This is a genomic window from Proteiniphilum sp. UBA1028 (genome assembly GCF_002316955.1).
Classification (GTDB): Bacteria; Bacteroidota; Bacteroidia; order Bacteroidales; family Dysgonomonadaceae; genus Proteiniphilum.
Genome location: NZ_DCEN01000071.1, coordinates 29,014 through 42,537, shown reverse-complemented (window position 1 = coordinate 42,537; position 13,524 = coordinate 29,014). Strand labels below are relative to the sequence as shown.

The 13,524-nt window shown below is 47.0% G+C and carries 13 protein-coding genes and 1 pseudogene; 6 read left to right on the top strand and 8 right to left on the bottom strand.

Translation table 11 applies throughout. The features are described 5' to 3' along the window. Nucleotides 1-77 precede the first annotated feature (77 nt). Nucleotides 78-581, top strand: coding sequence for a flavodoxin (locus B3Z75_RS11935; RefSeq protein WP_294071896.1), 504 nt, complete (start codon nt 78-80; stop codon nt 579-581). Here the strand turns inward: B3Z75_RS11935 and B3Z75_RS11930 are convergent. The 3 genes from B3Z75_RS11930 to B3Z75_RS11920 all read right to left on the bottom strand — a co-directional run bounded on the left by B3Z75_RS11930 (nt 572) and on the right by B3Z75_RS11920 (nt 4,675). Beyond that, a complete protein-coding gene (locus B3Z75_RS11930) occupies nt 572-1,921 on the bottom strand; it encodes an alpha-amylase family glycosyl hydrolase (RefSeq protein ID WP_294071893.1) in 1,350 nt (449 codons plus the stop codon). The two genes, B3Z75_RS11935 and B3Z75_RS11930, sit on opposite strands and share 10 nt — an antisense overlap. A 13-nt stretch (nt 1,922-1,934) precedes the next feature. Next, nucleotides 1,935-3,461 (bottom strand): MFS transporter, encoded by a 1,527-nt coding sequence (locus B3Z75_RS11925; RefSeq protein WP_294071890.1) that lies wholly within the window; start codon nt 3,459-3,461, stop codon nt 1,935-1,937. 206 nt (nt 3,462-3,667) lie between these two features. Continuing rightward, on the bottom strand, nt 3,668-4,675 hold the full coding sequence (locus B3Z75_RS11920; RefSeq protein WP_294071887.1) for a LacI family DNA-binding transcriptional regulator: 1,008 nt from the start codon (nt 4,673-4,675) through the stop codon (nt 3,668-3,670). A gap of 204 nt (nt 4,676-4,879) precedes the next feature. Here B3Z75_RS11920 and B3Z75_RS11915 point away from each other — a divergent pair, with 204 nt between their 5' ends. Next, nucleotides 4,880-6,139: an arginine deiminase family protein gene (locus B3Z75_RS11915; RefSeq protein ID WP_294071884.1), complete on the top strand. Its 1,260-nt coding sequence runs from the start codon at nt 4,880-4,882 to the stop codon at nt 6,137-6,139. Nucleotides 6,140-6,142: 3 nt separating this feature from the next. Here the strand turns inward: B3Z75_RS11915 and B3Z75_RS11910 are convergent, their stop codons facing one another. The 5 genes from B3Z75_RS11910 to B3Z75_RS11890 form a co-directional block, all read right to left on the bottom strand. After that, nucleotides 6,143-6,835, bottom strand: a complete 693-nt coding sequence (locus tag B3Z75_RS11910) for a YjjG family noncanonical pyrimidine nucleotidase (RefSeq protein ID WP_294071881.1) — start codon at nt 6,833-6,835, stop codon at nt 6,143-6,145. Nucleotides 6,836-6,905: 70 nt separating this feature from the next. Continuing rightward, a complete protein-coding gene (locus B3Z75_RS11905; protein ID WP_294071878.1) occupies nt 6,906-7,760 on the bottom strand; it encodes a hypothetical protein in 855 nt (284 codons plus the stop codon). A gap of 148 nt (nt 7,761-7,908) precedes the next feature. Continuing rightward, nucleotides 7,909-8,583 (bottom strand): 16S rRNA (cytidine(1402)-2'-O)-methyltransferase, encoded by a 675-nt coding sequence (rsmI, locus tag B3Z75_RS11900; RefSeq protein WP_294071976.1) that lies wholly within the window; start codon nt 8,581-8,583, stop codon nt 7,909-7,911. 14 nt (nt 8,584-8,597) lie between these two features. After that, nucleotides 8,598-9,314: a hypothetical protein gene (locus B3Z75_RS11895; protein ID WP_294071875.1), complete on the bottom strand. Its 717-nt coding sequence runs from the start codon at nt 9,312-9,314 to the stop codon at nt 8,598-8,600. A 78-nt stretch (nt 9,315-9,392) separates the two neighbouring features. Continuing rightward, entirely contained in the window at nt 9,393-10,820 is a 1,428-nt protein-coding gene (locus tag B3Z75_RS11890; RefSeq protein ID WP_294071872.1) for an ATP-dependent DNA helicase, read from the bottom strand. Between the two features lie 113 nt (nt 10,821-10,933). On the opposite strand from B3Z75_RS11890, the gene B3Z75_RS11885 reads away from it, so the two are divergent. The 4 genes and pseudogenes from B3Z75_RS11885 to B3Z75_RS11870 form a co-directional block, all read left to right on the top strand. Beyond that, entirely contained in the window at nt 10,934-11,638 is a 705-nt protein-coding gene (locus B3Z75_RS11885) for a hypothetical protein (RefSeq protein WP_294071869.1), read from the top strand. A gap of 22 nt (nt 11,639-11,660) precedes the next feature. Then, nucleotides 11,661-12,476: a DUF3822 family protein gene (locus B3Z75_RS11880; RefSeq protein ID WP_294071866.1), complete on the top strand. Its 816-nt coding sequence runs from the start codon at nt 11,661-11,663 to the stop codon at nt 12,474-12,476. Beyond that, the gene (locus B3Z75_RS11875; RefSeq protein ID WP_294071863.1) at nt 12,467-13,000 is read left to right on the top strand and encodes an RsmD family RNA methyltransferase; all 534 of its coding nucleotides are present in this window, start codon (nt 12,467-12,469) and stop codon (nt 12,998-13,000) included. The genes B3Z75_RS11880 and B3Z75_RS11875 overlap by 10 nt, the downstream gene beginning before the upstream one ends. A 162-nt stretch (nt 13,001-13,162) precedes the next feature. Beyond that, nucleotides 13,163-13,524, top strand: a pseudogene (locus B3Z75_RS11870) (TonB-dependent receptor); the annotation flags it as partial.

Here is a 13,524-nt window from a genome sequence, read left to right as displayed (position 1 = left end):
AGAAAAAGCATACAGCATAAACATATTCCATCTTTCCGGTGTTTAGAGTTTTAATCACAGTAACGACAAACAACAAAATGAAATCAATCGCAATCATTTACGGGTCGAGTACCGAGCATACCAAAAATGCAGCCGAGAAGATTGCTGCCCGGCTGACAGATTATAACCCCTCGTTATCCGATATTTACAATGGGGACGAAGAGCCTTTCCTTTCAAACGAAGTGCTTATCCTGGGCGTCTCCACCTGGGGGGTCCAGGATCTTCAGGACGACTGGAATGATTTCTTCCCGAAGCTGGAAAAACTGGATCTCTCGGGCAAAACAGTCGCTCTCTTCGGCATGGGCGACGCTTCCATTTACCCCAGCTCATTTGTCGATGCCATGGGTATCCTCTATGAGATCGTCTCCAGGAAAGGGGCTACCATTATCGGACAGGTTTCTCCCGATGGGTACGACTTCGAATATTCCAGGGCGCTGGTGGACGGCCGGTTTGTGGGCCTTCCACTCGACGACGATACGGAACCGGAACTGACCGATGAACGCATCGCCGCATGGGTGGAGATACTAAAGCCTCATTTATAAAAAATCCTGTACTCCCAGGGATTCATTTCCCACACTTTTGATCTGGTTACTTCCGATGAGTCGGGAAAAGCATGAGTTGATTCCCCGGGGATAATCTCGTCGAAAGTCACCCTGACTGCTTCTTTGCTGAAATTGAAGAGACAGACGACTTCACTTTCCTGGTTCTTTCGTTTAAACGACCAGACACTACCGGAATGATCATTCACTATTTCCGTCATTTGGTCATCTCTTTCCGGGGCCTGCAATGCCGTTTGTTTCTTTTTGAATGAGTTCAGCTCCCTGTAGAAGTTGCCGAATCCTTGCGGATCACTCCAATCAATCAGATCTTTTTCAAAAAAAGCCAGCCGCCGGTTCAGGCCCACCTCCTGGCCGCTGTATATCAGCGGCATTCCCGGCAACATGTATGTGAGTACGGCAAACGCGCGGGCAGCATCGCCCATTCGCTCGAATTCAGTTCCGTTCCAGGAGTTTTCGTCGTGATTCGAGGTAAAAAACATGGGTATGGCGTGTGAAGAAAAGCGTTTGCTCATTCGTTGCAGAGATGCCCGCAGTGAATCTACATTCTCTTTCCCCTGCGCCACCATATTCATCTTGTGATGAAAGTCCCAGGCATAGTAAGCATCGAAGGCCGACTCGTTCAGCTCCGGCTTCTCCGCCTCTGCAAGAAGAAAGATATCCGGCATCAGGGCAGTGAGGGAATCTCTGGCTGCCACCCAGAAATCAGTTGGTATCTCACCGGCCACATCACATCGAAACCCGTCGATTCCGGCTTCGCGAATCCAGAACATCATTGACTTTATCATTGCCTCACGCATCTCCGGCTGTTTGTAATCCAGCTGGGCAATATCAGTCCAGTCGTACATCACATTCAACTCGCCCAGGCTGTCCCGGACATACCATTCGGGATGAGCCTCCACCCATACCGCATCGCGTGAGGTATGGTTGGCTACCCAGTCGAGAATCACTTTCATATCCAGGTCCTGCGCCCGCTTCACCACCGATTTGAAATCTTCCATTGTGCCAAATTCATCATTCACCCCGGTATAGTCTTTGATGGAATAGTAGCTTCCCAGGGTGCCTTTCCGATCTTTTTCACCAATGGGCTGTATCGGCATAAACCAAAGAATATCCACACCCAACTCCTTTAAACGGGGCAAATGTTCCGAGAAAGCATTAAAAGTACCTTCCGGTGTATACTGTCGGGTATTCACTTCGTAGATCACGGCATTGTAAGCCCATTGAGGATGCATGCTTTTCACGGCGCCTTCATCCTTTTGCCGGGCAGACTGATGGCCACAGGATATCAACAAGGCCAATGCGGGAAATAAAAAGTATTTCATACGACTGAATTTATTATTTTTTTAAACGGTATACATCATCGTGATCCTCTACCCAGAAGACGCTCAGTGCACCCAGAATCAGGGAACAACCTGCCAACACCAACGTGAGGATTACCCGGCCGTGGAAAATCTCGCTGGTGATAAAGCCGAGGATGCTGGCTGCCAGGATTTGCGGAATAACGATAAAGAAATTAAAAATTCCCATGTAGGTCCCCATCTTTTCGGCAGGCAGCGAACCGGTAAGGATGGCGTAAGGCATGGACAGGATACTCCCCCAGGCAAATCCCACACCGATCATCGGGATGAGCAGGATATTGGGATCCTGGATAAAAAAGAGAGAGATAAAGGAGACCCCTCCCAGGGTCAAAGCAATGGCATGGGTTGCCTTGCGGCCAATCTGTCTTGCAAGTACCGGCAACAAAAAAGCACTCAACGCGGACACCCCGTTATACACGGCAAACAACACCCCTACCCAGTTGGCTCCCTGATTATAGAGGGCCGAAGCAGAGTCGGTGGTGCCATACACATGTTGTGTAATGGCCGGGGTTGTATAAATCCACATCGCATAAAAAGAGAGCCAGGAGAAAAACTGCACAACGGCAAGCTGTCCCATTGTTTTTGGCATATGCAGCAAGTCGTTCATGATGCCTACCATTCCGTTTGACCCGGACGATTTCTTTGTAATAGCCGACGAAAGAAGCAGAATCAATCCAAAAGCCAGTAATAGACCTCCAACGATATAGAGCTGTCCGTTTTGCCTGCCCAGCGGAGTAGCCATAATCAACAGATTGACAACCATTCCGATGAAGGTCCAGATCAACCCCTTCTTCAAAAACTGCGAAGCGGTTACAGGCGCTTTGGGCACCGTCTTTATGCCGGTTGTTTTTTCTCTCTCTGCCTCAAATGCGGCCAGTTCTTCCGGAGCATATTCCCTGGTTGTCAACACAGTATACAGCACCGAAAGAAAAAGAACGACAGCCCCTATGTAAAACGACAACTTTACCGAAAGCGGAATCATTCCCTCGGGTGCCGTATTGGACACGCCAAACCAATTTGTAAGAATATAAGGAAGAGCCGATGCCACTACGGCGCCCGTTCCGATGAAGAAGCTTTGCATCGCAAAGCCCATCGTCCGCTGCTCCGAGGGAAGGTTATCTCCCACAAAAGCCCTGAAAGGTTCCATGGAGATATTGATGGAGGCATCCATGATCCACAGCATCCCGGCTGCAATCCATAACGAGGGAGAATTTGGCATAAAGAATAGTGCCAGCGTGGTAAAGAGAGCTCCGATCATGAAATAGGGTCTTCGCCGTCCAAAACGGCTCCAGGTCTTATCACTCAGATGGCCAATAATGGGCTGCACGATCAAACCGGTAATGGGAGCGGCGATCCACAGCACAGGAATGTCTTCCACACGCGCGCCAAGTGTCTCAAATATGCGGCTCACATTGGCGTTCTGCAAGGCAAAGCCAAACTGAATACCCAAAAATCCGAAACTCATGTTCCAGATCTCCCAAAAAGAAAGTCGTCTCTTTTTCATGTCGAAAAGATTATCTATGATCTAAGTCTGAAATAATTTGCAAGGATATGCGATAAATGGGTACCGGTTCATATCTGTCAGGCAAATATACAATCCTTCTTGAATCGTCATCGCCGCCATGCGCCACAAAGTACGCATTTTTTATGCAAACGTATGCATTTGTCTCTCACGCTAATCGCATAGCAGGGCTTTGCCGGGTACGATGTCTACCGGCTAGATCCCTTCAGCACAAGCTCGGTTTTGATTAACCGGCTCACTACGCCCTGCTTTGTTTCCTTCCCTTCAATACGGTTAATGAGCAGCCTCGCTGCAACCTTCCCCATCTCGAAACCATGCTGATCCACTGTGGTTAGTGTTGGATCGGTCACCTCCGTGATATAGCTGTTGGTAAAACCACAGACAGAGATATCGTCCGGGATCCTGTACCCGGCCGACTTTACCATCTGCATGCAGTATGCCGCAACCTCATCGTTGATGCAAAAGAAAGCATCGGGAGGCAAATCGAGTTGCAACAATTCCGGCACAATCTCTCTTGCCAAATCAATCGTATCGCAAATCCTGCTTAAATTTTTATCAAGAGGCAGTTTGTACTTTCGCAATGCATCTTCGTAGCCCATGCGCCGATTGTTGGCGATGGGCATGGTGGGTGTTGATCCCAGAAAGGCAATCCGTTTGCATTCTGTTTGAATGAGATGTTCCACGGCATTGAATGCACCGGCATAATCATCCACCACAACCTTGTCGGTATTGATGCCGGTGCATATACGGTCAAAGAACACCAGATGTACTTTGCTGTCAATGATTTCCTGAAAATGCTCGAACCTTTCGGTCGTTTTTGACTGGGATGCCAAAATACCACATACACGTGCGTCGAGCAGCGTTTCCACACTCCTCACTTCACGCCCGTAATCTTCGTTTGAATGACAAAACAACAAGTTATATCCTTCGCTCTCGGCCTCCTGCTGGATACCGGCCAGCACGGTTGAAAAAAAATAGTGTACTATTTCCGGTACGATTACTCCGATCGTGTTGTTGCGGTTGGTACGCAACTGCATGGCAAGGGTATTGGGTTTATATTTGTGTGCTTCTGCATAATCCTGCACCAACTTTCTGGTATCAGAACTGATAGCCGGATGATTTTTCATTGCACGCGACACGGTAGATGGTGATAAGTTGAGTGCCTTTGCGATATCTTTTAAGGTAATTTGCCCCATTCTATTCAATGCCCTCCAATTTCATTTGTGTGTTAGATGTATCAGTTGTTACCTGTATTATGTCACATTACCAAAATAATGTTGCTCGATGAGTTCATTATAAAACATCGGTTTCTCAAAAATAGTAAAAAAAAGGATGTTTCCACCCCCGATGTTGGCAAATCATCTTAAATATTCTAATTTTGTTGCAAAACAATATTAAAAATGACACAAAATCAGAAATGCACCTTAAATATTCAGTCCGAAACGGGGAAACTGGAAGCGGTGCTGATTCATTATCCCGGCCCCGAAGTGGAAAACATGACTCCACGCAATGCGCAACGGGCATTGTATAATGATATTCTAAACTTGTCCATTGCCCGTAAAGAGTACGACCAGCTACGGGGTGTGCTACAAAAGACATCACAGGTATACGAGGTATCGGATCTGCTCGCCCGTTTACTGGAAGTGGACGAGTTGAAGGAAAGTCTTGTCAGGAATATCTGTGAGACCGAACAGGTTACAGGGTATATTGATTTTCTGATGGAACAGCCCGCTCCCGTCCTCACAAAAATTCTAATTGAGGGACTGCCCCTCCGGGTGAGTACGCTGACCGATTTTCTGCGCGAGGAATACTATGCGTTAAAACCACTTTACAACTTTTATTTCACGCGCGACTCCTCGGCTATTATCGGAAAGAATGCGCTGGTATGTAAAATGGCCAATAGCGTGCGCCTGCGGGAATCGCTGATCATGGATGCCATTTTTCGGAGCGATCTTTTTTTCCAGACACACCCGATAAACGCATACCACCTTTCACCGGACAATCCGCTTGTGAAAGTGGAGGGAGGGGATATACTGGTGATACGGGACGACGTCCTGCTCATTGGAAACGGGACAAGAACAAGTACACAAGGCATTGATCTGATCGTGCAGGAGTTCTGCAAAACAGGTTCGGGAAGGAAACACGTTGTTGTGCAGCAGCTGCCTGAGTCGCCCGAATCATTCATCCACCTCGATATGGTTTTCACGATGCTCGACACAAACAAAGCCATGGTCTACAAGCCACTCATAATGAGCAGCTCACCCTATCAGACGGTACACATGCAGATTGATGACGGGAAGGTGACCAAAATCTCAGCCGCAAGCGGCATTCTGAGTCTGCTGCGAAAACTGGGCATCGATCTGGAGCCGATAATCTGCGGAGGGAAGTCCGACGATTGGGATCAGGAGCGGGAACAATGGCACAGCGGCGCCAACTTTTTGGCCCTGGCTCCGGGAAAAATACTCTCGTATGCCCGCAATATCCACACATTAGAAGAACTCAGCAAAAACGGTTTTGAAGTAGTAACGGCAAACGAAGTAATCCGTAATCAATTCGACATCCACTCTGCCAGAAAGTGTGTGATCACCATTGAGGGGTCTGAATTGCCCCGTGGTGGTGGCGGTCCGCGATGTATGACGATGCCTTTACGCAGAGAATAAACACTACAAGATATCTTTTATTTCCGCCAATGTTCGCACCGTATGGGTTGGTTCAAAGCCATCGGGTGCTTCGTCTGCGGGATTAAACCAAATTTGTGCAATGCGGCTCTGGTATGCCCCCACCATGTCGGCATCCCAGCTATCGCCAATCATGACCGTTTGGCTTCGTCGTGAATTGGTGTTCTTGAGTGCATAGGTAAACATGTCGGGATGGGGCTTGTTAATCCCGGCATCCTCGGAAAGGATGATCTTGTCGAAATAAGGTTTCAGGCCTGAATTTTCAATCTTTTTATACTGTACCTCCCGAAATCCGTTGGAAAGTATGTGCATGCGGTAACGGGGCTTCAGGTATTCGAGAAGTTCAATAGTCCCGTCAATGAGCCGCGTCTTGCGGGTTGTACGGTCCAGGAAGTCGTCACTTAGTTTTTTTGCGTAGTCCGGGTCGTTTATCCCGAAAGCCCGCACCGGTGCCAGGAACCGCTCCACAATCAGCTCCTCCTTCCGGATCTCTCCATGTCGGTACATTGCCCACAGACGCTGATTTACGGGCACATACACATTGTAGTAATCCAAAAAGCGGGGGTAATATGCCGCGTAGCCATAGTCGCGGTAAATCTCTTCCAAACACTCTTTGCCGTTGAGGTGGATGTCCCAGAGGGTATCATCCAAATCAATAAAAAGATTCTTATAGCCCATTTTCTATAAACAATCACGGAGTGATTGTTTAGTTCACTCCGCGATCAATAATTCAAGTTTACCGGATTGGTTAATTTACTTCGATGATGAGATACTTGGTCAGGCTCCAGAAACGCTGTGTATCGGTGATCGTAAACACAAGATTACCATCACTTCCTTTTACAAATTCATAGGTCCCTTCGGGATGGGTCGACCACAACTTCGCTTTAGGAGCATACAACGGTATCTGTGTTACCTCACGAATATCAATCTGGAGAAAATAATCCTTGTTGAAAGTATTCTTCAATACCCGTGTCTGTTGCAGGAAACCACCGGAAAGAATCTTCTGATCTTTCAACTCATTGCCGGTACCAAAAACATAGTAGGCAGTGTGCAGTGTCTTATCCTGTTCCCGGATGGTTGCAGATTGTTGTTCAGCCTCCATTGCCAAAGAAGTTACATCTTGCGAAAGCTGCGCAATCTGCTCATCTTTCAGGGAGAGTTGGTTTTGCAACTCGGCCAGACGGGTAGCACTCTCATTCATCTCGTTGTTGAGCCTTGAGATGGTGTTCTTGAGCGAGGCAATTTCTTTGTTGCTGCTGCTCTGCTTCTTATTCAGCTCGGCCAATTGCTCCTTGTTGCGTTGCAGAATCTCCTGGATCATTCTGAAATTTTCGGTTACGCGATCTTTGGTATCCTGACTCATTTCACCGCTTTTTGCAGACTGGGTGGAAATATAATTTTCCGCCTCTCTGATCTTTGCAAAGTTCGCTTCCACTTCACTAATCACCGCCATCATATCAGCTGCCTCCTGCTGGGTTCCGGCAGACTGCATAAGCAGGGAATCGCGCTGGGCCTGAAGCTCCTTATATTCTTTCGATTCCTTTACGTTTGTACATGAAACAATCAGTCCCATGATAAGCATAAATACCCATAATTTTTTCATACGATAATATATTAGTCATTTACGTCAATTGTGTAAAGAACAACCCCTGATCAACCGTTTATGTGCAAAGATGACCGTGTTGTTTCAAAATTTCTTTTTACCTTTTTATTAAACAATTATATCTGTAAAATAGTTTGATGTTGATCTTTCATTTCCCGGACACGACAATCACAAATTCCCCCCGGGGTGCTTGTTGGGTAAAATGGTCGATCAGCTCTTGCAGCGTTCCCCTCACGGTTTCCGCGTAAATTTTTGAAATCTCTCTCGACACCGATGCCTCCCGGCTGCCTCCCAAATGTTCCGCAAGTTGTGTCAATGTTTTCAGCACGCGATAGGGAGATTCGTAGAAGATCATGGTACGGTTTTCCTCAGCAAGTTGTTTCAGTCTTGTCTGTCTGCCCTTTTTCTGGGGCAGAAACCCCTCAAAGCAAAAACGGTCATTGGGCAATCCTGACTCAACCAGGGCGGGGACAAAGGCTGTCGCCCCGGGAAGACACTCCACAGCCACACCCTCCTGGATACAGGCTCTCACAAGTAAAAAGCCCGGATCGGAAATGGCGGGCGTACCGGCATCGGAAATAAGTGCGATCTTATTCCCTGCTTTCATGCGCTCAACCATTTCAGCGGTGGTATGGTGTTCGTTAAATTTATGGTGCGACTGCATACGTGTCTCTATTCCGAAGTGTTTTAACAGAAACCCGCTCGTACGGGTATCTTCCGCCAACACCAGGTCGCACTCCTTCAACAGGTTGATCGCCCTCAACGTAATATCCTCCAGATTGCCCACCGGCGTGGGGACCACATATAGTTTTCCTGTTTCCATTTGCTTTTGCATGGTTATGCAAACCCTTTTTGAATAACCTTCAGAAAGTCCTCCACGACCGGATCATCAAAATCCCAACCGCTATGCTCTCTCAAATAGGTTTCAACCTGGTCAAAGTCATCAAAAGCATTTAAACGAATCATCATTTGATTCATCTCCTCTCTGTTATTATGAAACAGTTCTCTTTGGAACAAAAAACGATCGTTCAGGCTGATGCTCCGCCTCAGGTCAAGCACCGTTGGCGACACCCTGATTTTGTCGTTCAAGGAAGGGATGACCGGCTTCGAATCCTTGTCCGATTGCGGCGAAACTGTAGCTGTTTGTTTGGGAGGCAACATTGTTTCGTGTGAACGGGGATTTTTATATTCAGGCAGCACCACACCCTCTGCATAGCGGTTTCCCGCAGTCTGGAAAGCTGTTTCTTTGGATGGGGACAAGGCGCTTTCAGAAATCGGCTGCTCATTGGATATTTCACTTTCCTGCACAGGGTTGTTCCTCTGTTCCGACTCTGACAGGAACTGGATCAAACGCTTCATCTGTTGCTTCATCTCCTCTATCTGCAGCAATTCGAGCTCGTGTAGCAAGCGCGAGATTTCCTGAGTTTTATTGAAGGACTCACTAAAAAAGGAGAAAGGCAATTCATCGTTGTTCTGAACAGACACCAGTCGCTCCTCCAACGAACGAAGTTCGTGCAGCAACCGTCTGAGGTAATCATTTCTTTTTTCCGACATCCTATATGCTTTATCGAGAAGTTATAAACTGACACTGCCTTAAGAAGGCATGCACATGCTTCATCATTGCAAAAGTAATCATATTTTGGGAAGCTCCACAAAATCGTCGGGTAAATTTACAAGCCAGAGTCGGCCCGAACTGCGGGTAATGGATGTGTAGAGCCAGCGGTAGAAGTTTTCGCCCATATACGATTGCTGCACATAACCCAGATCGAGGAATACATTTTTCCACTCCCCCCCCTGTGCCTTGTGACAGGTGACGGCATACCCGTATTTAACCTGCAATGCGTTAAAATAGGGATTTTCTTTTACTTTTTTATATCGTAACCGCTTTTGAGAAATCTCGCCATAATCTTCCATTATGCTGGTAAACAAAAGATCGTTCTGCGAACGGGTAAGGCCTGGCACCTCGGTATGCAATACGTCCATATTGATTTTAGCCTCAAATTCAATGTCATAATCACGGTGATGCAACACCACGTTGCAAAAACGGAAGCCATACATCTCCTCCTCTCCTTTCACACGCACCACCTCCACAAACTCCCCGTTTGCTAAAAAATCGAGATGCTCGAAATTCTCCACCCAAAAATAGTTGTTTTTGGTAATCATCAGAATGTCGCCCGTGGAGAGTTCCTCTTCCCGGTAAAGCACCCTGTTGCGGATTCCGTTATTGTAGGCGTTCACCCGTTTGTTGGAGCGGGAAATAACGATGGTCTCCTCTATTCCGTCCTTGCGGTAGGCATCCCCAATTTCGTCGATCAGCTCCAAGCCGGTGATCCGCTTTACGTCGGCAAAACCGCTTACAATCAGCTTGGGATAATCTTCTGTGTTATTAAATCGAAGTGCATTTCTTAAGACGGTGGCATTGTGCAAAATACCCGACTCCTCCGTCTGCCTCACAATCTCCGTGAGGGTAGCATCGCTCACCTGAAGGGAATAGGAGAGCAGTACATCCTTGTCGAGTGCCGGGCTGTTCTCCTGCTTTACCGGCGGCAACTGTGCGTTATCACCAATCAGCAACATTCTGCATCCTTCACCGGAATAAACATATTCAATCAGATCGTCAAGCAACCGCCCTGTACCAAACAAGGAGTAGTCTGCCGACTCGTTGTTTATCATCGAGGCTTCATCGACAATAAAGAGGGTATGCTTATGCAGGTTTTCACTCAGCGAGAAGTGAGGCGTCCCTTCCGCAAACTTTTGCTGTCGGTATATCTTCTTATGGATCGTAAACGCTTGTTGTGCTGCATAGGCTGAAAAAACCTTTGCGGCACGTCCCGTGGGTGCCAGCAGGACAGTTTTTTGCCTGAATTCGGCCATGGTCCTGACCAGGCTGCCAATTAACGATGACTTACCCGTTCCGGCATACCCTGTCAGCAGGAAGATCTGATCGCCGGTTTCTGAAAAAAGAAAATCGGCAATCTTTTCCAGAGCTTTCTGTTGATCGTTTGTAAAACTATGGGGGAAATATCCGCTGATTTTCTCTATAAAGAACCGATTTATCATTTTTTTTGGTAAATTTTGCCGTAAAAGTAGCACAATTATCATTCTTTTTCTAAATTTGTACTCTAAAATCAGGAAATCAAAATCAAAACAGTATAAATTAAAAAGAAAAGTCCATGAAAGTTGTAATGAGGGTGCTTTTAGCACTAGCCATTGTTCTTTTAGCGTACATCAGCTGGAGAAGTATCCAGGGGCCTATTGATTTCAACACGGAAGTTGCAAAACGCGATAAGGCCGTTATTCAGCGACTGGTTGACATCCGCACTGCCCAGGTTGCTTTGCGTGCCCAGACTGGTGCATACACAGCCAGTTTCGACACACTCATCAATTTTGTGAAAGATGGCAAGATTGCCACACTTGTAAAATCGGGCGACCTCACTGAGGCTCAACTTGAAGCAGGAATGACAGAAGAAAAAGCCATGCAGATTATTCACGCCGGCAACGAAGCGGCCATCAAGGCTGCCGGCCTGTGGGATAGTGCAAAAAATGCGCCCCAGCTTGTGAGAGACTCCATATATTCCCCTGCCGTTGAAGTGTTGTATCCCAACCGCACACGTTTCAGCGTGGATTCGCTGAAGTATGTACCGTTTGGACAAGGGGCGGAATTTGAGATGGGTACGGACTCTTTGATTACAGCCTCCGGATATCCTATCCAGGTGTTTGAAGCAAAAGCCCCATACTCCGTTTATTTGGGGGACCTCGACCAGAAGCTGCTGAATCAGAAGATCCAGGAAGTGCTCGACCGTCCCGGGAAAAAATATCCCGGTATGCAGGTGGGTTCACTCGAAGTAGCCAATAACAACGCCGGAAACTGGGAGTAACCAGCTCACGAGCCAACGCAGTATGTTTTTACCGGAAAATATTGACTTAGCGCATTCCGACGAATATAATTTATCCATTCGGCTAACGCCGGATGGATTTTCTTTTTACATCTTTTCTCCGGCTGACCCCTCCGTCTTCCACTTTCAGGAAACATCTCTGGGAAATAAGCTATCGTATGCCGATAATATTAAAAAGGTGATCTTTGATCTCGGTTTTTTCAGTCATGTGTTTCACAAAACCACTGTAACAACCGTTTCATCCCATTACACCCTCGTGCCGGATCCTTATTACGACCAGAAAAAAAGGGAGGAACTGTTTCATTTCAACTTTCATGATCCTCTGGGTATCGTACTAAGTGAGGCCTCTTCAAAGGGATCCTATCATGTTCTGTTTGCTATGCAGGCAGAGGTACATGCATTTTTGCTGCGTAATTTATGGAATCCCTCTTTTCATCACCATATTACGCCACTTCTGCAGTTGTTTGAAACGGATCAGAAAGCCGGGAATGAGAAGACGTGCTTTGCCGATTTTCACGATAACCACGCCAGCATCATCTGCTTCACTGGCGACAAGCTTTTATCGGCCAACACATTCGCTTGCCTGGACCCACACGACACCACCTACTATATTGCGAGTATATGGGAGAAGCTGGAGTTCAGTCAGACAACAGACAGACTCTGCCTGTCGGGAGAGGTTGACGCACAAAAAGCAGTGACAGACATCTTAAAAAAACTGATCCGCCGAGTGGAGTACATGCCCTTGCAGCCAAAAGTCTTGTTGACAGAAGTTCAGAAAAAAACACTCCCCACCGATATCCTTGCTACCCTATGCGTATAGTCAGCGGAAAATATAAGTCAAGAAGAATTCAGGTCCCACCCAATCTAAAAGCGAGACCAACAACCGACTTTGCGAAGGAGAACCTTTTCAATATCCTGAACAACAGGATAGACTGGGAAGAAACCACAGCGCTCGATCTTTTTTCCGGTACCGGAAGCATTGCACTGGAGCTGGTCTCCAGAGGATGCCCCTACGTGGTAAGTGTGGAGCAGAATCAAAATCATTTTAACTTTATCTGCCATGCGCAGGAAAAGCTGGGCGCAAAGGAGCTTTTTCCGGTCAGGGCTGATGCCTTCAAATATCTACAATCACTGAAACAACCTTTTGGTTTTATTTTTGCCGACCCTCCCTACGACCTTACGGGTATCGATTTATTGCCGGCAGTTATCTTTGAAAGAAAACTACTGAAGCCAGACGGTCTGTTTGTGCTGGAACATTCCAGAAAATTCAACTTTTCACAGCTTCCTTATTTCGAGGAAGAACGCGCATACGGAAGCGTTCATTTTTCATTTTTCACAGTGTAATCTACTGCTGCCAAAGCCGCTATGTGGAACAATGTTCAACGTTGCGGCTAAGTTATATTTGCCAACTGGCAGAAAAAGGCAGCCCGAGTCACCAATCCTCGATTTTCTTTCTGCAAAAATTTATCTTATTTTTGCTGCGCATTTTTAAACAACTAACAAAATATGATTAAAAAACAATTAAACACGACGAAGGCATTTCGTTTCAAACGATTCGCCCGAAAGTCGTACAGCGTCTTCAACAGCATCCACAAGGCCGTCACCATCGGTGTACTGTCGGGCTGCACGTTGATGAGCGCCCATGCGGCTTCTGCAGAACCGGCTGAACGAATAGCCGCCGAATCATCGCTTGACACCATTCCTCCAACAGAGCTGGACGAAGTAGTGGTTACTGCCTCAAAGGTGAATCTGCCATTAAGCCTGGTGGCCAAGCAGGTAGCGGTTATTTCCAAACAGGAGATTGAGCGGGCTCCCGTCCGTAGTATTGAAGATCTTTTGAACTATGTAGCAGGCGTGGACATCCTGCA